Origin of the sequence: Synechococcus sp. MU1648, from assembly GCF_023630615.1 — a bacterium.
GTDB lineage: Bacteria > Cyanobacteriota > Cyanobacteriia > PCC-6307 > Cyanobiaceae > Parasynechococcus.
The window spans coordinates 115,052-134,150 of record NZ_JAKUHI010000003.1 but is presented as its reverse complement, the minus strand read 5'-3'; the positions used below and the strand labels follow the sequence as shown (position 1 = coordinate 134,150).

General features: G+C 61.0%; 22 protein-coding genes and 2 tRNA genes. 12 read left to right on the top strand and 12 right to left on the bottom strand.

Annotated elements, in window-relative coordinates; translation table 11 throughout:
* The first annotated feature begins 2 nt into the window (after nucleotides 1–2).
* On the top strand, nucleotides 3–458 hold the full coding sequence (locus NCN06_RS05525) for an N-acetyltransferase (RefSeq protein ID WP_226398198.1): 456 nt from the start codon (nucleotides 3–5) through the stop codon (nucleotides 456–458).
* A gap of 17 nt (nucleotides 459–475) precedes the next feature.
* On the opposite strand, the gene NCN06_RS05520 is transcribed toward NCN06_RS05525, so the two are convergent.
* A tRNA-Arg gene (locus NCN06_RS05520) sits at nucleotides 476–549 on the bottom strand.
* A 103-nt stretch (nucleotides 550–652) separates the two neighbouring features.
* Here NCN06_RS05520 and recF point away from each other — a divergent pair.
* Both recF and speD read left to right on the top strand, forming a co-directional pair.
* Entirely contained in the window at nucleotides 653–1,747 is a 1,095-nt protein-coding gene (gene recF / locus NCN06_RS05515; RefSeq protein WP_244279297.1) for a DNA replication/repair protein RecF, read from the top strand.
* Nucleotides 1,748–1,778: 31 nt separating this feature from the next.
* Complete coding sequence (speD, locus tag NCN06_RS05510; protein WP_226398197.1) at nucleotides 1,779–2,246, top strand: adenosylmethionine decarboxylase; 468 nt, start codon at nucleotides 1,779–1,781, stop codon at nucleotides 2,244–2,246.
* 16 nt (nucleotides 2,247–2,262) lie between these two features.
* Here speD and larE read toward each other — a convergent pair whose 3' ends face one another.
* On the bottom strand, nucleotides 2,263–3,090 hold the full coding sequence (gene larE, locus NCN06_RS05505; protein WP_226398196.1) for an ATP-dependent sacrificial sulfur transferase LarE: 828 nt from the start codon (nucleotides 3,088–3,090) through the stop codon (nucleotides 2,263–2,265).
* A 53-nt stretch (nucleotides 3,091–3,143) separates the two neighbouring features.
* Here larE and NCN06_RS05500 point away from each other — a divergent pair, with 53 nt between their 5' ends.
* Nucleotides 3,144–4,292, top strand: coding sequence for a cob(I)yrinic acid a,c-diamide adenosyltransferase (locus NCN06_RS05500; RefSeq protein WP_115022838.1), 1,149 nt, complete (start codon nucleotides 3,144–3,146; stop codon nucleotides 4,290–4,292).
* Between the two features lie 9 nt (nucleotides 4,293–4,301).
* Here NCN06_RS05500 and moeB read toward each other — a convergent pair whose 3' ends face one another.
* Entirely contained in the window at nucleotides 4,302–5,438 is a 1,137-nt protein-coding gene (gene moeB, locus NCN06_RS05495) for a molybdopterin-synthase adenylyltransferase MoeB (RefSeq protein WP_226398195.1), read from the bottom strand.
* A complete protein-coding gene (locus tag NCN06_RS05490; protein WP_226398194.1) occupies nucleotides 5,410–5,937 on the bottom strand; it encodes a M67 family metallopeptidase in 528 nt (175 codons plus the stop codon). Before NCN06_RS05490 ends, moeB begins: the two co-directional genes overlap by 29 nt.
* 10 nt (nucleotides 5,938–5,947) lie before the next feature.
* On the opposite strand from NCN06_RS05490, the gene NCN06_RS05485 reads away from it, so the two are divergent.
* A complete protein-coding gene (locus tag NCN06_RS05485) occupies nucleotides 5,948–6,334 on the top strand; it encodes a CAAD domain-containing protein (RefSeq protein WP_186571359.1) in 387 nt (128 codons plus the stop codon).
* 3 nt (nucleotides 6,335–6,337) lie between these two features.
* Here the strand turns inward: NCN06_RS05485 and NCN06_RS05480 are convergent, their stop codons facing one another.
* Complete coding sequence (locus NCN06_RS05480; RefSeq protein WP_226398193.1) at nucleotides 6,338–7,225, bottom strand: fructosamine kinase family protein; 888 nt, start codon at nucleotides 7,223–7,225, stop codon at nucleotides 6,338–6,340.
* A gap of 50 nt (nucleotides 7,226–7,275) precedes the next feature.
* On the opposite strand from NCN06_RS05480, the gene crtD reads away from it, so the two are divergent.
* A complete protein-coding gene (crtD, locus tag NCN06_RS05475; protein ID WP_226398192.1) occupies nucleotides 7,276–8,778 on the top strand; it encodes a C-3',4' desaturase CrtD in 1,503 nt (500 codons plus the stop codon).
* Here the strand turns inward: crtD and NCN06_RS05470 are convergent.
* On the bottom strand, nucleotides 8,762–9,643 hold the full coding sequence (locus NCN06_RS05470; protein ID WP_226398252.1) for a prephenate/arogenate dehydrogenase: 882 nt from the start codon (nucleotides 9,641–9,643) through the stop codon (nucleotides 8,762–8,764). The genes crtD and NCN06_RS05470 overlap by 17 nt on opposite strands.
* A gap of 83 nt (nucleotides 9,644–9,726) precedes the next feature.
* Between NCN06_RS05470 and NCN06_RS05465 the strand changes: the two genes are divergently transcribed.
* The 3 genes from NCN06_RS05465 (at nucleotide 9,727) to NCN06_RS05455 (ending at nucleotide 11,871) form a co-directional block, all read left to right on the top strand.
* Nucleotides 9,727–11,172, top strand: a complete 1,446-nt coding sequence (locus tag NCN06_RS05465; RefSeq protein ID WP_115022826.1) for an ATP-dependent DNA helicase — start codon at nucleotides 9,727–9,729, stop codon at nucleotides 11,170–11,172.
* Between the two features lie 35 nt (nucleotides 11,173–11,207).
* The gene (locus NCN06_RS05460; RefSeq protein ID WP_115022824.1) at nucleotides 11,208–11,456 is read left to right on the top strand and encodes a DUF2839 domain-containing protein; all 249 of its coding nucleotides are present in this window, start codon (nucleotides 11,208–11,210) and stop codon (nucleotides 11,454–11,456) included.
* 70 nt (nucleotides 11,457–11,526) lie between these two features.
* Nucleotides 11,527–11,871: a DUF1815 family protein gene (locus NCN06_RS05455; RefSeq protein ID WP_226398191.1), complete on the top strand. Its 345-nt coding sequence runs from the start codon at nucleotides 11,527–11,529 to the stop codon at nucleotides 11,869–11,871.
* A gap of 2 nt (nucleotides 11,872–11,873) precedes the next feature.
* Here NCN06_RS05455 and recA read toward each other — a convergent pair whose 3' ends face one another.
* The 6 genes from recA to NCN06_RS05425 all read right to left on the bottom strand — a co-directional run bounded on the left by recA (nucleotide 11,874) and on the right by NCN06_RS05425 (nucleotide 17,126).
* Entirely contained in the window at nucleotides 11,874–12,995 is a 1,122-nt protein-coding gene (gene recA, locus NCN06_RS05450) for a recombinase RecA (protein WP_115022820.1), read from the bottom strand.
* Nucleotides 12,996–13,081: 86 nt separating this feature from the next.
* On the bottom strand, nucleotides 13,082–13,831 hold the full coding sequence (locus NCN06_RS05445) for an HAD family hydrolase (protein ID WP_226398190.1): 750 nt from the start codon (nucleotides 13,829–13,831) through the stop codon (nucleotides 13,082–13,084).
* A 9-nt stretch (nucleotides 13,832–13,840) separates the two neighbouring features.
* Nucleotides 13,841–13,912 (bottom strand) — tRNA-Gln (locus NCN06_RS05440).
* 103 nt (nucleotides 13,913–14,015) lie between these two features.
* Nucleotides 14,016–15,644, bottom strand: coding sequence for an AAA ATPase domain-containing protein (locus tag NCN06_RS05435; protein ID WP_250398724.1), 1,629 nt, complete (start codon nucleotides 15,642–15,644; stop codon nucleotides 14,016–14,018).
* A 22-nt stretch (nucleotides 15,645–15,666) separates the two neighbouring features.
* Complete coding sequence (locus tag NCN06_RS05430; protein WP_226398188.1) at nucleotides 15,667–16,698, bottom strand: Light dependent period protein LdpA domain-containing protein; 1,032 nt, start codon at nucleotides 16,696–16,698, stop codon at nucleotides 15,667–15,669.
* Nucleotides 16,665–17,126: an NAD(P)H-quinone oxidoreductase subunit N gene (locus NCN06_RS05425; protein ID WP_115022813.1), complete on the bottom strand. Its 462-nt coding sequence runs from the start codon at nucleotides 17,124–17,126 to the stop codon at nucleotides 16,665–16,667. Before NCN06_RS05425 ends, NCN06_RS05430 begins: the two co-directional genes overlap by 34 nt.
* A gap of 380 nt (nucleotides 17,127–17,506) precedes the next feature.
* On the opposite strand from NCN06_RS05425, the gene rplC reads away from it, so the two are divergent.
* From rplC to NCN06_RS05410, 3 genes are read left to right on the top strand one after another with little or no spacing between them, the layout of a single operon-like run.
* Entirely contained in the window at nucleotides 17,507–18,163 is a 657-nt protein-coding gene (rplC, locus tag NCN06_RS05420; RefSeq protein ID WP_115022811.1) for a 50S ribosomal protein L3, read from the top strand.
* Nucleotides 18,163–18,798, top strand: a complete 636-nt coding sequence (rplD, locus tag NCN06_RS05415; RefSeq protein ID WP_250398723.1) for a 50S ribosomal protein L4 — start codon at nucleotides 18,163–18,165, stop codon at nucleotides 18,796–18,798. Before rplC ends, rplD begins: the two co-directional genes overlap by 1 nt.
* The gene (locus NCN06_RS05410) at nucleotides 18,791–19,093 is read left to right on the top strand and encodes a 50S ribosomal protein L23 (protein WP_226398187.1); all 303 of its coding nucleotides are present in this window, start codon (nucleotides 18,791–18,793) and stop codon (nucleotides 19,091–19,093) included. Before rplD ends, NCN06_RS05410 begins: the two co-directional genes overlap by 8 nt.
* The last annotated feature ends 6 nt before the right edge of the window (nucleotides 19,094–19,099 follow it).

Sequence of the window (19,099 nt, the reverse complement as noted above, 5' to 3'; positions counted from 1 at the left end):
CTGTGCTGTCGTTCCTTAAACAACCCTCGATTCCACCGTTGCCCCAGGGCACGCGACTTGAGACATCGACCCCTCCAACGTCTGAACAGCTCAACACCCTGCTGATGTCCTGTGGGGAATCAACCCACCCGGAAGAACGCTGGGAGCTCGCGCTTCAGCGCAGTCTGTGGCAAATCAGCATCCTGGATGAGTCGAATGGGGAACTGATTGGATTTGTGCGGGCCACCAGTGATCTAGCCCTCAACGCCAATCTTTGGAATTTGGCAGCGAAACCGGGGCCAAACCAAGCGATCCTCTTCGCTGTTCTGGTGCATCGTGCCCTGCAAATCCTGCGTCGGGATCTACCAGGCTGCAGCCTTTCGATCTCAGCACCAGCAGATGCCCTGCAAGCTCTCAAAGAGCAAGGTTTTCTGATTGATCCCAATGGCATCCGAGCCATGGGACTCAGCCTGAGCTGAGACATTGAGGTCAAACACGAGCATGGAGGGACTCGAACCCCCGACCCTCAGAACCGGAATCTGATGCTCTATCCAACTGAGCTACATGCCCACTGATAGGCGGTAAGCCTCAGTGATATCGAGCGGCAACCGACCCGATACAGGTACCTTACTCACTGTTCGCCCCTGCACCCATCCGGCTACACAGGCTCCAGCTGCAGGGCTTCCGGAACCACACCGTTCTGCAGCTTGAACTGACGCAGCCGCGCTTGCTGGTGATCGGACCCAACGGAATTGGCAAGTCCAACCTGCTCGAGGCGGTTGAGTTACTGGGCAGCCTGCGCTCCCATCGCTGCAGCAATGATCGGGACCTCATCCAGTGGGACAGACCCCAGGCCCTGATCCGTGCCGACGTGGGGGATGGTGATCGTCTGGAACTGGAACTTCGTCGCCAGGGAGGGCGTCAGGCCAAGCGGAACGGAAAGTTGCTGGATCGGCAGCTGGACCTGATTGGTCCGCTGCGCTGCATCGGCTTCAGCGCCCTCGATCTTGATTTGGTGCGAGGCGAACCCGGTCTGCGCCGGCAGTGGCTTGACCGCGTCGTGCTGCAGCTCGAACCGGTCTATGCCGATCTGATGGCACGGCTCAACCGGTTGTTGCGACAGCGCAGCCAGCTTTGGCGCCAGAGACAGACCCCCAGCGCCGAACGCCATGCGCTGCTCGACGCTTTTGACGTCCAGATGGCGCTGGTCAGCACCAGAATTCACCGGCGGCGTCAACGGGCCCTGCAACGGCTGGAACCAATTGCCCAGCGCTGGCAGGCCCACCTCAGCGGTGGGACAGAAGCTCTGGAATTGCAATACAAACCAGGCAGCCGACTCGACGGAGAAGACGCCGAAGAACCATGGCGACTCGCCATTGAGGAGCAACTGCGCGAGCAGCGGGAAGACGAAGAACGCCTCGGCAACTGCCGCGTGGGGCCACACCGGGATGAAATCGCCCTGCTCCTAGGCGGCAGCCCAGCACGACGGTTTGGATCCGCTGGACAGCAGCGGTCGCTGGTGCTGGGGCTGAAGCTGGCTGAACTGGAGTTGGTGACCCAGTTGTGCGGAGAGCCACCGCTGCTGCTTCTCGATGATGTGCTCGCCGAACTGGATCCAACCCGACAGCAACTTTTGCTCGAAGCCGTGGGCGAATCGCATCAATGCCTGGTGAGCGCCACCCACCTCGAAGGCTTTGGCGGCGGCTGGCAGCAGCAGGCCCAAATTCTCGGAGCAAGAGACCTGAGACCAGACCTGGACATCAGATAGTCTGGCGGCCTTGTTTTTCTCTCATCGCCTGATGGAGCAGACCCTCTCTGAACTGCATCCCAACCCGGGATGGGGTGCAACTGAGATTCATGCCACCGACATGGTCGGTAAACACTGCATTCTCGAGCTCTACGACTGCGATCCAAACCGGCTCGACGACGAAGCCTTTATCCGCACAACGATCACCTCAGCAGCCAAAGGCGCTGGTGCAACGCTGCTGAACCTGATCACCCATCAATTCCAGCCCCAGGGGGTCACGGGTCTGGCCCTGCTGGCGGAATCCCACATATCCATCCACACCTGGCCGGAATCCGGCTACGCAGCCGTTGATGTGTTCACCTGTGGTGACCACACCATGCCGGAGCAGGCCTGCGCGATTCTCTGCACGGAGCTTCAAGCGAAACGGCATGCGCTGACAAGCTTTCTGCGCGAAACGCCTGCAGCTATTGCCACTGGGGTGAGAGAACCCGTGGAGACACCGACCCAGCTCCCCAGCTGAACAGACCGGCAAGCGTTCAGCGGCGATTCAACTTGCCGCTGACGAGACCTTCGAGATCCAGGTTGACGGAGGTGAACCCAAGGGAGCGAAAGGTTTCGACCAGAGGTTCACTCTCCGCGAGCGCAAACACAGCGCGAATCTGTTCACTGGGCACCTCAATGCGCGCAGCGAGACCATGGGATCGCACACGGACTGTGCTGAAGCCCCTGGCGATCAACCAGGCTTCCGCCTGGCCAACCTGCTTCAGCCGTTCAGCACTGATGCTTTCGCCGTAGGGGAAGCGAGACGCCAAGCAAGGCTGCGCTGGTTTGTCCCACCAGGGGAAACCGAGGGCCCGCGACAGCAGACGGATCGCTGCTTTGTCGATCGACAATTCAGCCAGGGGGGAGCGAACCCCAGCCTGTTGGGCGGCCTCGATACCCGGGCGATGATCACCCAGGTCATCGAGATTGACGCCATCAATCACCAACGCATCGCCCGCCTCCGCGGCAATGGGCTGGAGATGGTGATGCAATTCGCGCTTGCAGGCAAAGCATCGATCGACGGGGTTACTGCTGTAGTCGGGGTCGCTCAACTCGGCCGTAGGACACTCCCGATGCTGAATGCCGATCCAGGCAGCCTGGTCACGCGCCTCCCGCAACAGATGAGGAGCCAATGCCGGAGATACGCCCGTTACCGCCAAGGCTGAACTGCCCTTGGCTTCATAGGCGATTGCCGCCACCAGGGTGCTATCGACCCCACCGGAATAGGCCACACACAGTGCGGACTGCGCATCCATCCATTGCCGCAATTCAGCCAGCTGCTGCTGCTCACGATCCGCCAAAGGCTCCTGCAACCGAAACATCAGCGGGGAAAATCGTTTGATCTCTGTAGGCTCCAACGGTAAGAGCCGCCCCCATGCCTCAAAGCATCGGCATCGTCACCGCAGCGGACAGTCGCGAGCGCAGCCATGGACAGCTGCACATTTATGACGGCGAGGGCAAGGGCAAAAGCCAAGCCGCCCTTGGGGTTGTGCTGCGCACCATCGGACTCGGCATCTGCGAGCAGCGGCAGACCCGTGTGCTGCTGCTGCGCTTCCTCAAGGGTCCCGGCCGTGCCTACGACGAGGATGCGGCCATTGAGGCCTTGCAGCAGGGCTTCCCACACCTGATCGACCACCTACGCACCGGAAGGGCCGACCACTTCACGGCGGAGGAAGCCACCCGCTTCGACCGAGAGGAAGCGCAGCGGGGGTGGGTGATCGCCAAAGGCGCGATCGCTAGTGCCCTCTACTCGGTGGTGGTGCTTGACGAACTCAATCCTGTGCTGGACCTCGGTCTGCTGGATCTTGAGGATGTGGTCCGCACCCTCAGCAACCGGCCGGAGGGGATGGAAATCATCGTCACCGGTCGGGCCGCACCTGCCCCATTGGTGCGTGAAGCCGACCTCCACTCCGAGATGCGGGCCCATCGCCGTCCGGGCATGAACGACAACCGGGTCGTGCCTCTCAATGTGAGCAGCGGCATCGAGATCTACACCGGGGAAGGCAAAGGCAAATCGACCAGTGCGCTCGGGAAGGGCCTGCAGGCCATCGGTCGGGGCATCAGCCAAGACAAGAGCCATCGGGTCTTGATCCTGCAGTGGCTGAAAGGCGGCAGCGGCTACACCGAAGACGCGGCGATCGCTGCCCTTCGCGAGAGTTATCCCCATCTGGTGGACCACCTCCGCTCCGGCCGTGATGCGATCGTCTGGCGGGGCCAGCAGGAACCGATTGACTACGTGGAAGCCGAGCGGGCCTGGGAGATCGCAAGGGCAGCTATCTCAAGTGGCCTCTACAAGACCGTGATCCTCGATGAGTTAAACCCCACGGTGGACTTAGAGCTGCTGCCGGTCGAACCGATCCTGCAGACACTGCTCCGCAAACCGGCGGAAACCGAAGTGATCATCACGGGGCGCTGCAAAAACCCTCCCGCCTATTTCGATCTAGCGAGCATCCATTCGGAGATGGTGTGCCACAAGCACTACGCCGAACAGGGTGTCGATCTCAAGAGAGGGGTGGATTACTAACCCTGGGGTTCAGTAGCGGGGAACCGCAGGATCCACCTGCTGCGACCAGGCATCAATTCCACCGGTCACATTCGTGGCCGCAATGCCCTGCTGCCCCAGCAGCTCAACAGCACGTGCAGAGCGCCCCCCCAGCTTGCAGTGCACCAAAAGGCGCCGTCCCTCCGCCAAGGAACGCACGAGATCGATCGCCTCTCCACTCTCCAGGGAGGCCAAAGGAACCAAGTGGCTTCCTTCAATCGAAGCCACCTCTGCCTCAGCAGGATTGCGCACATCGACAAGCACAATCTCGCCTGGGGCGGAGTCGAGCAAGGCCTTCAGCTCCGTGACATTGATGGATTCCATCTCCGATGACGCCGGACGGCAGAACTCGCGATAGTCAATCAGGCTTTCAATCTTCGGGCGATCGGGATCAACGCGGAAGGTGAGTTCCCGAAAGCGCATCGCCAGGGCATCCACCACCAGCAGCCGACCATCCAGGCATTCACCGATCTCGGTGATCAGCTTGATCGCTTCCGTGGCCTGAAGCAGACCGATCAGCCCCGGCATCACGCCCATCACCCCAGCCTCTGAACAAGACGGAACAGACTCAGGCGGGGGAGGTTCTGGGAGCAAATCGCGGTAGTTAGGGCTCATCGGCGTGCGGTTGAACACGCTGACCTGGCCGTCAAAGCGCTGCACGGATCCATAAACAAGTGGCTTGCCAAGCAACACGCAGGCGTCGTTGATCAAATAGCGACTGGGGAAGTTATCCGTGCCGTCACACACCAGGTCATAGGCACCGATGAGATCCAAGGCGTTGTCCACATCAAGCATGTGTTCGTGCACATCGACCTGGCAGTGGGGGTTGAGCTCATGGATTCGAGCTGCTGCCGACCGAGCCTTGGAACGACCAACCCCACTTGAGCTGTGGATCACCTGTCGCTGGAGGTTCGAGAGCTCCACCACATCACCATCCACGATTCCGATGCGGCCGACGCCTGCCGCAGCCAGATACAGCAGCAGAGGAGATCCGAGCCCACCGCTGCCAACACACAACACAGATGCAGATTTCAGCCGGAGCTGGCCTGCCGGGCCAACCTCGGGAAGGATCAGATGGCGGGCATAGCGACCCCGCTCATCAGCACTCAGCATCGATCGGTCCTGCATGGTTGTGAGTGTCCCAAAGCTGGATGGGAATTTCATCCACGGTGCGGTCGCCATGCAGCCACCAGGCACGCAACCCAACCGAAGCCGAAAGAATCAGCATCACACCTTCAGTCTCTCCCCAAAGCCGATCGTGATGCGATGGCACTGCGGGGGAAGCCGGATGGGAGTGGGCCACGCCAAGACAACGTTGATGGCGTGCACGAGCCCAACGCTGCGCTGCAAGCTGTTCTCTGGGGTCCACCAGAAATCTGCGGCGGCGGCCGATGACGGGCTGCTGATCTGATCCTCCTCGCCCCCAGACATTGCAACAGGGCCAGGCCGTTTGAACTCTCAAGAGCCCTGGCGAGACCCGTTCGCCAAGCAGCAATGCACAACCCTCCTCGGGGTGAGGTGCCAGGAGAGTGGAGCACAGATCCGTGTGGCATCGGTAATCAATTTGCAGCACGGATGGCGTATATCGCGTCTCACCGATACCCTCAGCTGAAATAGCGAATGACATGGTCGTTTCCATGAGTGACGCCCCCACTGAAGTCAAGGATGCCGACACAACTGTGACGACACCCATCGACGCTCCTGCTCAGGAAGACACCACCTCCTTTGCTGAGCGCTACAGCGACGTTCTGGGCAAGGTGAACGACACCCTTGACCAGGTCGACTGGAGTCAGATGGGACGCATCGGCAAGATCGTTGGCATCTTTGCCGCCGTCATCATTGCCCAGATTCTGATCAAGGGCATCCTGGACACGATCAATCTCCTACCGATCGTTCCGGGGCTACTTGAACTGCTCGGCGTGGTTGTGGTCGGCCAATGGAGCTGGCAGAACCTGACCACCAGCGACAAGCGCAACGCCCTCGTGCAGCGTGTTCAAACACTCCGACAGGAGTACCTGGGCTGATCCTCAAAGCCGTCGAGCCAGATCTCTAAGACTGGCTCGACATTGGTTGATGTAACCGCCCCCAAACAAATTGGCGTGGTTGAGCAGGTGGTACAGGTTGTAGATCTCCACCCGAACGTCAGCGCCTGGAACCTCAGGAAGCACTTTCCGATAGGCAGATCGGAACTCTTCCCCGAAGCCGCCGAACAGTTGGGTCATGGCCAGATCGACTTCCCGATCAGCCCACCAACTGGCGGGATCAAAAATGCTTCCCCGTCCATCCGCGAGGCTGGCGGCATTCCCACCCCATAGATCGCCATGCACCAACGCAGGACGCGGTTGATGCTCATTCAGGTGCTCTGCAAGGCGATACAACAACGGGTCCAAGTCGATTGAAGCTTGATTCAACCAATCAAGGGCCTCGAGTTGGGGGCGCAGCCTCAACTCCACAAATGCAGATCCCCAATCACCCCGCCAACCACCTGGCTGGGGACCAGCACCGATGAAGCCATCACGGTGCCAGCCGAAACGTGCTGGGCTGGATGCCATGGACGACTGGTGCAGCAGTGCCAAACCCCGGCCGAGGGCTGCTTGGTCGCTGCCACGACAATCCAACCAAGGCAACAGCAGCACCGCACCATGGGGCAGTGCTGCCAGAGCCAAGGGCTGCGGGACAACCAAAAACGTGTTGTCTGCATGGGCACGCAAGGCCTCAAGGGCCTCCACCTCCACCTCAAACAGGGGCAGCGCGCTTAAGCCGCCGCTTTTGGCAAACAACACCTGGCCATTACTGAGACGCAGTTTCCAGGCCTGATGAATGCAACCGCCACCCACGGGCGAGACATCAGCGATGTCAGCCCCCGCCAACGGACCACCCTCCGCTGTGAGTTCGAGGCGCAGTTCGCTGTTCATCCTCATCAGGCCCCCTCTCTTGCCAGCATGGCTCGATTCTTCAGAGCGTCGTGAGCGATTCCAGCGTGATCGTGGTGGGCGGTGGCATCGCAGGCTTAACCGCAGCGGCACTGCTGGCCCGCGATGGCGTCAAGGTCTCCCTGTTGGAAGCGCACCACCAAACAGGGGGATGTGCCGGAACATTCCGTCGCCGTGAATGGGTGTTCGATGTTGGGGCGACCCAGGTCGCCGGTCTGGAGCCGGGGGGCAGTCATGCACGACTGCTGCAGCATCTGAACGTGCCTCTTCCCGCAGCGGAGATTTTGAACCCCGGGTGTGTGGTGGACCTGGGCGATGGCTCACCTCCCATTCCCCTTTGGCATGACCCGGAAGCGTGGGCCGCTGAACGGGAGCATCAGTTTCCTGGCAGCAAACCTTTCTGGAGCCTTTGCCATCAGTTGCATTCGAGCAACTGGCAGTTCGCCAACAAGGATCCCGTGGTGACACCGCGTTCCCTCTGGGATCTCGGCACCATGCTGCGGGCCCTGCGTCCCGCGACGCTGGCATCGGGACTGTTCACCGGACTCACCATCGCCGATCTGTTGCAGCTTTGTGGGTGCGGTCAAGATCAACGACTCCGGCGCTTTCTCGACCTCCAGCTGAAGCTGTACTCCCAGGAGCCGGCCAATCGCACCGCCGCTCTCTACGGCGCCACAGTCCTACAGATGGCTCAAGCGCCACTGGGTCTCTGGCATCTGGAGGGATCGATGCAGGTGCTGAGCGACCAGCTGGTGGCCGCCATTAAGCGCGACGGCGGGAACGTGCTTCTGAAGCATCGGGTCACCAAACTGCAGCCCTGCTCATCCGGTTGGCAAGTGCATGTCACCACGGCCGGAGACGAGCACAAACAACTCAACAGTCGCGATGTGGTCTGCAGCCTTCCCCCCCAGTGCCTGCTGAAACTGATCGATCTGAATCAGCTGCCCAAGGGATATCGAAGGCGTCTAGAAAACCTGCATGAACCGAGTGGTGCGCTGGTTCTCTACGGAGCGGTATCTCGTGATGCCCTGCCCGATCCCTGCCCAGGCCATCTCCAGCGCGGCTGCGCATCCCCGGGATCCCTATTTGTCTCTGTCAGCCGCGACGGCGACGGGCGCGCGCCCCGGGGACAGGCCACCTTGATCGCCAGCGTGTTCACCCCAACGGGTGACTGGTGCCGCTTGCCGGAGCCGGACTATCAGCAGCGAAAGCAAGAAATGATGACCCTGATCCAAGCAGAACTGAACAGCTGGCTCAACCTTCGGGAGGATGCCTGGTTGCACGCTGAGCTGGCAACGCCACGGGGCTTCGCCGGCTGGACGGGTCGTCCCAATGGAATGGTGGGGGGACTCGGGCAGCATCCCAGCCGGTTTGGCCCCTTTGGCCTGGCAGGACGAACGCCCATGCCAGGTTTTTGGCTCTGCGGCGACAGCCTTCACCCAGGCGAGGGCACAGCAGGGGTCAGCCTGTCTGCCCTCAATGCCTGCCGTCAGCTCATGGCGGAACGGGGACAGCCCCTCAGCTTTCGGAGCTGACCTCACCAGGTGCCCTCAAAAAATCTGGGCGCAGGGTTTGCGTTCGGAGCAATTCCAACTCCAATTGAGACCAGTTTTGCTGGAGAACGGCATCTTCAAGCTGCTCGAGGCTCCAGCGGTACGCCGCCAATCCGCGCAACACCGCATCTCGATTGGTGGAGGCCATCGCGACCCCCAACTGCGGATTCCCTCCACCCACGCGACTGGTATCGGCAAAGCCGCTGGAGGCCAGCACCATCGCCAGCTGCCGGATTTCCGGATCCCGCTCATCGCCCACCGCACGCAGCAGTGCGGCACTGACCAGCACCGGCATGTGCGAAATCAAAGCTACGGCCTGGTCGTGTTGAGAGGCGGTGGACGTCAGCCAATGTCCACCCACGCTGAGGGCAAGATCACGAACCTGGTCCAGGGCGATGGGATCCGTTTGAGCATCCGGAGTTGCGATCCAGGGGCGGCCTCGGAACAGATTCAGCACACCGGCATCGACCCCCGCCTGGGCCGTACCCGCCATGGGGTGACTCGCCACAAAGCGGGGATGCCGTTGGCGCCAAGCCTCCAAAACGGGCTGTTTAACCGAACCGACATCGGTCACCACCGCTGATTCAGGCAGGGCGGCCACCAACTCATCAGGTGGGTTCAGCAATAAGGGAATCGGCAAGGCCAGGATCACCACATCGCAATCCGCGAGGCAGCGCGGATCCGTCGACACCGTTCCCACCAGCCTTCGGGCCATGGCACGATCCGCCGTGATCTGACGATGCACGAGACCCTGCACCGTCCAACCTTGCGCCTGGAGATCGAGACCGAGGGATCCCCCAATCAATCCAAGGCCAACGATCCCCACCCTTCCCGGTTGCACCGCCATCACTCCTGCAGGGTCGTAAAGCCATGTTGATGGATGGATTGCCATGAACCAATCACAGAGGGAGCCCTGCTTAGGGTTTGACGATGTTGGAAGCCCAGGCCCACCATCAGATCAAAACCCTGCTCCGCCAGGAGGAATCGGATTGGCCCCACCACCTGACCCTGAGCCGGTTGGTGGCCAGAAGCCTGAGGCGCCGCGATACAACGCTCGTCCAACTCCCCCCCAGCAGCAGCGAACGTTGGTGGCTCGGTCTTCTTGTACCGCTTTGTCTGGCTCCCGAAGCTGGGGCTCTTGTGTTGACGGCCCCCCAGCGTCGGCGCCTGCTCCAATTGGAATTGCCCCGTTTACGGAACCAGGGCCTACGCCTTCCCTGTTGGCAAGGGACAACCCCACCTGAGGGGCCACAGCTCTGGTTGATGGATGTTGCAGAGCTGATTCAGGCCCATCGGGACGGGCACTTGGGCACGCGACAACTGCTGATCCCGGAGATGGATCAGTTGAGCCGTCGAATGCGCAACGCCCTCACGTTTGAGATCACTCCCCATCACTGGGACGAGCTTCGCCAAGCCTGCCCACAGGCTGAAGCCGGGTTGATGGAGCTGCATGACCGGATGAGCCGACAGCTGTTCGCTGGAGCCACGCGACCAGGGGGCGCGGTGCGACTCGAGGGATCAGCAGGGCAAGCGCTGCGTGACCTCCTCCAGCTGATGCCATCGAGCCCTGAGCCCTGGGACAAGCTCCGAAAGATCAACCCGGCGGACTGGACGGAGTGGGCTGAACTCGATCACCGGTTGCTCCAATGGCGCTGGCAGCTGGCCCCCTTGGAACCCCTTCAACTTCTGCGGGGGGTTCTGCATGATCACCCCTGCCTGATGTTTAGCAGCAATGGAGATAACGCAAGGCTGGATCTGGAGTTTGAGCAGGCGGGGGTGGTCCCCGACGTCCGCGCAACACTGCGCGAACGGGAGCTCAATGAACCCCTCCCTCTCTATGCCCCCCGCCGCCAGCCGCTGCCGAACACACGGATCTATTCCCAACATCTCCTTGAGGAGAGCAGACGGCTCATCCTTGGTCAGGCGGGAATGACCATCCTGCTGATCAATGACGACCAACTACGGCGACAGCTCACCAGCTCCCTGGCTGCCGAATTCGGACGCCGTGTGGACCATGAATCGACTGCACCCGAAAGCAATGGTGTGGTGACCTGCAGCTGGGACTGGTGGCTTGAGCATCAGGAGCATCTCCCATCTCCAGCGCAGCTGATTATCGGCATGCTTCCCCTCGCCAGCCTGGACAATCCACTCACCTCAGCAAGGGTGGAACGCATGAAACAACAGGGCGAAGACTGGTTCCGCACCCTGCTTTTGCCGGAAGCATTGAGCTTGATTCCAGCAGCCATTGCACCACTGCGACGCAGCGGTGGACGCCTAGCCATCCTTGATGGTCGTCTCCGAGGGCGCAGTTGGGGTGATCAGGTGCTGCATCGGCTTGAGCCTTGGATTCCACTGCAGCGACTGCTGCCGGACTGAACAACGCCTAACCTCCGTTCAACGCGCAGAAGTGCATGGGAGAAGCACGCCGCCGAGCTGCACAGGGCATGCCCCCTCGTCAGCCCAAGGCCAACACAAAAGCACCGGATACATCGCCGCGAGTGGTGTCCTGGCTTCCTCTGACGCGCAATCAGACACAGCAGTTCATGGCGGTGACCACACGCGGCGCCTGGATCGGCATCGGAGCCATGGTGGTCCTATGGATCACGGTGCGATTCATCGGACCCGCCGCAGGCTGGTGGACGCTCTCGGATACCCCCTGATCGGCCAGCCGGACCAAACACGCGAAAACGAAAGAAAACTTTTAGGATTGGTCTCACTGGAGACTCAATCATGTTTCCGCGTTTAGCCGAGCATTACAGGTCTGTCGTCGAAGACTTGGTGATGAGCCTGCAGGCCCTCGCCGGCAGCCTCGAAACTGCCGGCGTCACAGCCACCTGTTACTCCTGCGGCGACGGTCGCGATGGCCATGGCGCGTCTTTTGTGGCTGACATCGGCGATGGTCACATCGTGCGCTTTCTTGTCTCCGATTTCGGCATCAGCTGGGTGGAATCCCGCAATGGCCGAGAACTCGTGAAATTGGAGGGAGCTGAAGCCATCCAGGAACTACACCGAATGGCTGAACTGGCTCAGCAGGGCCAGGTCTGCGGCAAGCAGTCACTGACCCAAGCCGGCTGAGATCAAGCAGCTGCTTCCGGAGCCTTACCCGGAGTCGACTTATCGACAGTCGCCTTCGCAGCAGCCGCCAGGGGCCGCATGGAATTCGACTTCACTTCCGAACCTTCCGTCAGCTTTTGACGCACGAGCGTCTCAATCGTGGCCGTCGATTCCGGGTTCTCCTCCATCCAGGTGATGGTGTTGTCGCGACCCTGCCCGATGTTGTCTCCCTCGTAGCTGTACCAAGCGCCCTTGCGCACAACCACACCTGTCTCTTCGGCGAGATCGAGCAGACAGCCCAGGGTGCTGATGCCGCGGCCAAAAAGAATGTCGAATTCAGCAATGCGGAAGGGTGGCGCCACCTTGTTTTTCGCCACTTTCACTTTGGCCCTGATCCCGAATTCCTCCGTCCCCTTCTTGAGCGTCTGAATCCGACGGATGTCGAGGCGAACCGAGGCATAGAACTTGAGCGCATTGCCTCCAGTGGTCGTCTCTGGATTGCCGTAGGTCACACCAATCTTGAGACGCAGCTGGTTGAGGAAGATGACGGTGCAACCCGACTTGCCGATGTTGCCGGTGATCTTGCGCATGGCCTGACTCATCAGACGCGCCTGACTGCCAACCGCCAGGTCTCCCATTTCTCCCTCGATCTCGGCGCGGGGCGTGAGAGCGGCCACCGAGTCGATCACGACAAGATCAACCGCCGCCGATCGCACCAGTTGATCGACGATCTCCAGAGCCATCTCACCGGTATCGGGCTGAGAGACCAGAAGGTTCTCAACATCCACACCCAACGAAGCGGCATAAACGGGGTCCAGAGCATGCTCCGCATCCACGAAGGCCGCCACACCACCACGCTTCTGCACTTCAGCAATCGCATGCAGGGTGAGAGTGGTTTTACCGGAACTTTCTGGGCCATAAATCTCCACCACCCGGCCCTTCGGGTAACCACCACCCAGGGCAAGATCAAGGGTCAGAGCACCGGTGGAGATCGTCTCCACCCTCATGCGGGAGGCATCGCCGAGCCGCATGATCGACCCTTTACCGAAGTTGCGCTCGATCTGACCAAGGACCAGGTTTAGCGCCTTGTCTTTCTCGCCGGAGGAGCGGGGGTCGGAAGCACTGGATTTCATATCTGCAGGCATGGAAGAGACCTGAAACTAAGGAACGAGAGATCCAATGCCACAGAAGCGCCGAATCGTCTCAGGTAGTACAAGCGTACCGTAGCGAATCAGGGCCATTGCGCCAGGGGGGCCCGGAAACGATCCGGATGGAGCAACGCAATCCCGGGAGGAAGATTGTTCTGATCCTGGGGGCGAAGATAGCCCCAACTCACCAGGAAGCAGGGCAGTCGTTCCAATCCTGGCGTGGACCGCACAGCCTCCAGCGTCGCCCGACGGTCTTCAACGAAGCCACACAACGTTCGCTGCTGCTGAAGCCGAAGCAAAACCTGGGGCTTCGCTCCAGCTTCGCGACCGTCCAAACGCCAGGGATGCAGGCCAAGACTGTTCAGCAGCTCAGCGGTAAAGGCCTGGGTCTTGGTGGTCAGGACAGCCCAGTCCACGCCCTCAGCCTCAAGCTGGCGGAGCCTTGCCACCAACCCTGGGAAGGGCCGATGCAACGCCAACCAAGCGGAGCGGTTCTGCCGAACAGATTCATCACGGGACGCATCCAGGGCGGCTTGCAGCTGCTCCGGCTCCCATCCGTGACGCTGTAAAGCGAGCGCCTGGGCTTCAGCGTAGGACTGCATCCAAACCTGGGGATCCAGAACAGGCAGCTCAGCAGCCAGCAACACCATCTCCCAACCGTGATGCACCCATGGGCGCAGCCGACGGAACGCATCAGGCACCCGGTCGGGAGTCAATCCTGTCGGAGAGGCATCAAGGCGAAGACACGCATGCCAAGCACTCCACCAGTACTCGGCCATGCCATCGACGATGACCCCGTCGAAATCGAACACCAGCAAGGGTCGATGGTTCATGGACAAAAACTGGGCCGCTAGGATTCGAACCTAGGAATGGCGAGACCAAAACCCGCTGCCTTACCGCTTGGCGACGGCCCACTGAACCGGAAAAGACCACAACCTGCGGCTCACCGGAGCACTAATAGTTACTCATAGCAGCCAACCCTTCGTCAATCCACCGGGCGAATCAAGCGAAGGGCGATCAGGGAGGGAAGACCCGCAAACGCGACTGTTCGGCTTGACCGAAAACATCACTACGCAGTTGGTAACGACTGACAAGATCCGCCTGCATGCGAAGCACGCGTTCCGTTCGCGGCAACAACTCCACGGGCCTGCCTTGCGGCATCACCACTTGTTCCACTGCAAGCCGGCATTCCTCAAGAGCAGCCAATTCATCGTCCTTTGACGCCCGATCGGGAGCGATGGCATCCGCAGCCGTTTCACTTGCCCGACGACTCAAGAGGCGAGCCATAGCACGGGTCACCTGGGGCAGGGTGTCGGACTTGATCACCAGGATTGGAATCCCAAGATCCCTAGCCTGACGCCTCAGAGACGGTTGGCGGCTGAGTCCCAGCCGAATGCTCAACACAACATCCGCCTCACTTAAATCGTCCACCACCCGCGCAGTCCAGCCGTGAGAACGAATGGTTTCGTCCACAAGCCGGGGGGTGATCCCACAACAGAGAACCTGCAAAACGTCGGTGTTCTCAGGAGGGGCAGGAGGAGATGCTTCTGCTGCACTGGTCTGAGGCACAGACACAGGAACAGAGACAGGCCGTCCAGCTGCCGGTCGAGGAGAAGGAGGGCTTAGCAAACCCGACGACTGCGGGGGATCGACAAGCTGAACACCACCCTCAGCAGTCAGCTCGCGCTCCTGAACTCTGGGCTGCAGGCCCCTGAGCAACTGGTCCACCGTGGCAGCAACGTCGGTATGCACGGCCCAGCGGTGTCGACTGTGCATTTCAACCGCAACCGGAAAAGTTGGGTCAGCCGCGCGCTCGAGCACCGTCTTCTGACTGCGCCGCCGCCGGGCCTCCTCATCCCCAAGGGTGACCGCCTGAATTCCACCCACCAGATCACTAAGGGTGGGGTTCTTGATCAGGTTCGCCAGGGCATTGCCATGAGCGGTGGCGACCAGCACCACGCCACGCTCAGCAATGGTGCGCGCCGCCTGCGCCTCCAGCTCGGTGCCGATCTCATCGATCACGATGACTTCAGGCATGTGGTTTTCCACCGCCTCGATCATGGTTTGGTGCTGCAGTTCAGGCCTGGCCACCTGCATGCGGCGGGCCTTGCCAATCGCGGGATGCGGGATGTCGCCATCACCCGCGATCTCATTGCTCGTGTCAATCACCACAACGCGCCGCTCCAACTCATCAGCGAGCACCCGGGCGATCTCCCGCAATGCCGTTGTCTTGCCGACACCCGGGCGCCCCATCAACAGCAGGGACTGCCCTCCATCCAAAAGATCCCGCACCATGGCAACGGTGCCGAACACGGCACGCCCCACCCTGCAGGTCAGACCAACCACCTCACCCTGGCGGTTGCGGATCGCGCTGATCCGGTGAAGGGTCCTTTCAATCCCTGCTCGGTTATCGCCTCCGAACTGACCAATCCTGGCCACCACCGCCGCAAGGTCCTCCCGAGACAAGGGCGTGGAGCCCAGTGCCAAGGCACGACCTGGATAACGCGCTTCCGGGAGTCGACCGAGATCGAGCACCACCTCAAGCAACTGCTGTCGAGCCTCCTCCTCCCGCAACTGCTCCTGCACGGCATCCGGCAGAAGTTCGAGAAGGCGATCCAGATCGTCGGTGACCCGTTGCGTGCCCATGGGATCTGCGCGTTTCAGCCTTCTAGCAAGAGCGGCGCAGCCATGGAGTAACCAATGGACGCGCAAGGGAGAGGGCACGCTCCCAACCCTCGGGCCATTGCCACAGGGCAGATCCACGGGTTTGCGCCTCATTGAGCACGGGCATCAGCAAGCGACGCGCCACACCACCAAAGGCAATGCCAGCCGGCCGTTCCGTCGAATGCAAGAGATCCACCGTTGCGGCATTGGTTCCACCGGCAAGCTGCAGCGGACCAGGTGGTGCCAGAAGACGCATGGCACGCCAGAGCTGAACCGCAGCCCGCGCTGTTCCAGCCCCCACATCACCACTCATCGGCCGCCCATCCAATTGCCAGAGGGGCCTGTAACCGGCTTGCCGCAAACAGGAATGGCGATGCCACAGCAACCGAGCCAACTGATCAGCATTCACGCCATGACCCTCCAACCCGCAGCTCACGGCCAAGCGCTGCAAGGGAACGTTGTGGTGCTGAAGGCTTTGGATCAGCATCGTGGAGCCCTCCTCATGCCCAGACCCCGTGTGAATCTCCACCGCATCGGGCTGAATGGATTTCAGCAGCGTGATCACCTGCTCTGGAGCCAGTCGATGGTCGCGTTCCTCGATTAGCCCATGGGGGCAGGCCGGCAAGCAGCGACCACAGCCATAGCAACGCTGCTGGTCGATCCCAGAACCGGGCGGAATTGCTGCAGCGGGGCAAATCCTTTCGCAAGGACGCGGACAGTCCGCGGGACAGCGGTCGGCGTCGAACCAAGCCTTGCGGAAGTGAGCATCCATGCCATCGCTGAGGCTGACCATGAGCCAGGGACGATGGCCCGTGTGGGCTTCAGCCCAGTCGAGGCCACGACGGGCTGCAAGCGCGACCGCTGGATCGGCAGCCACATCAATGCAATGAACACCGACAGCCGCAAAAACAGCGGTCAGATCGGCAATGGCAGGCAAATCCTGATTGCTGGCCCCACAGATGAGCTTGACCCAGCGGCCCTGATCGAGGGCTTCCTCAGGTGTCAGGCGTTCAAATGTGTGGTCATCGGTTCCCACTTCAGGCTTCGGGCACCACCCATCTCCACGATGATGCGTAATCGGGGTTCGCGCTTGCAGAGGTCGCAAAGCGAGAGAAGTTCCGAACGCGACAGCACCTGACCCTCAAGAAGCCAGAGAGCCACAGGGGCATCACCCTCAAACAGGTCTCCGAGCTGGGGAGCCACCTCCTGCACTTCTCCCACAGCAGCACCACGACCCACGCTTTGATGACCGAGATGGGGAGGACGGATGCCGTGCTTCTGGGTGAGGAACACCTCCGGATCACCGAGTCCCCGGGCTGATGTCATGCGGGTGCGGTATCCAGCGCCTCGCAAACGACGCAGCAAGCGCGTTTCTGCACCACCCTCGAGCGGGGCCTGAACAGCCAGACAGCCATTGGCTTCGAGATCGCGGCGAAATGCCTGACCGGTGAGAAGCAGAGGCATGGCATCTACAGGGATTGGAGTGATTCTGGCAGCAGGCAGAGGGATCAGGGGAGCTGCAAGGGCGGTGGTGTAGGTTCGTTGTTTGTTCTGTGTTTCTGTGCCCGTCCGCTAGCCGGGCCTCCAGTCGACAGAACAGATTCGACGATTGCGTCGGATCTCTAGGCCAGTACGGGAGCTTTCTTCGGAAATCCCCGTCGGGAAACTGCAACAGCACACCGTGCAGATGCAAGTCCCAGCCTCGCTGCATCGTTCGCTAGCCCATTCGAATCCACTCCCTCGGGAGTTCAGCTTCGAACCACGTCTGCGTCCAATCGATCAGCACCTGACCCCATGCGGATCTCCGCCTGGTGGTTGTCCACGCTGGCGCTTCCTCCCCACCCATGTCCATCGGCATTCTCGGGAAGAAGCTGGGTATGTCCCAGTTCTTCGACGAGCAGGGCAGAGCTGTTCCGGTCACCTTGATCGAAGCCGGCCCCTGCCGCATCACCCAACTCAAAAACAACGACACTGACGGTTATTCCGCAGTGCAGATCGGCTTTGGCGAATCCCGCGAAAAGCTGATCAACAAACCCGCCCAGGGTCACCTGACCAAATCCGGTGAGGGGCTTCTTCGTCATCTGCGCGAATACCGCATCGACAGCGTTGAAGGGCTCGAACTCGGTGGATCCATCACCGTCGGCGATTTCGAAGCCGGTCAGAAGGTGGACGTCAGCGGTGACACCGTGGGCCGAGGCTTCGCTGGCTACCAAAAGCGCCACGGTTTCAGCCGGGGTCCGATGACCCACGGCTCCAAGAACCACCGCGAACCGGGTTCAACCGGTGCCGGTACAACCCCGGGCCGCATCTACCCCGGCAAGCGGATGGCCGGTCGCTACGGCGGCAAGAAGATCACCACCCGCGGTCTGACCATCCTCAAGGTGGACAGCGAGCACAATTTGCTGGTGGTGAAGGGATCCGTGCCCGGCAAACCCGGTGCGCTGCTCAACATCCGCCCGGCCGTGCGCGTGGGCGCCAAGCCCGCCAAAGGAGGTAAGTGATGGCCAGTTGTGTCGTTCGTGATTGGCAGGGCAAGGAAGCCGGCAAGGCAACCCTGGACCTGAAGGTGGCCAAGGAGACCACCGCGGTTGATCTCATGCACCGGGCTGTTCTGCGTCAGCAGGCCCATGCACGCCAAGGAACCGCCAGCACCCTCACCCGTTCAGAAGTACGTGGTGGCGGTCGCAAGCCTTACAAGCAGAAAGGAACTGGACGGGCCCGCCAGGGATCCATCCGGACTCCCCTGAAACCGGGCGGCGGCATCATCTTCGGACCCAAGCCCCGCACGTACAACCTTGCGATGAACCGCAAGGAGCGTCGTCTGGCCCTGCGCACAGCGCTGATGGCCCGCATTGACGATTTGACTGTCGTGAAGGACTTCGCTGCTTCGCTGGAAGCCCCCAAAACCCGTGAGATCACGGATGCTTTGGGACGCCTCGGTGTCGCTGCCGGTTCCAAGGTGCTCATCGTTCTGACGAACCCCTCCGATGTTGTTCGCCGCTCCGTGCGCAACCTGGAGAAAGTCAAGTTGATCTCCGCGGATCAGCTGAACGTCTTCGACCTGCTCCATGCCAATGCTTTGGTGCTGGGCGAGGAAGCTCTCGCAACCATCCAGGAGGTCTACGGCGATGACTGAACGTTTCCAAGCCCGCCTGGCGGATGTGATCCGCCGTCCCTTGATTACCGAGAAGGCCACACGAGCCCTCGAAATCAACCAGTACACCTTCGAGGTGGACCACCGCGCCGCAAAACCCGACATCAAGGCCGCCGTTGAGCAGCTCTTCGATGTGAAGGTCACCGGCATCAGCACCATGAATCCCCCTCGACGCTCGCGTCGGATGGGGCGCTTCGCTGGCAAACGTGCCCAAGTGAAGAAAGCCGTGGTGCGCCTTGCGGAGGGCAACTCGATCCAACTCTTCCCTGAGTCCTGAGGGGTC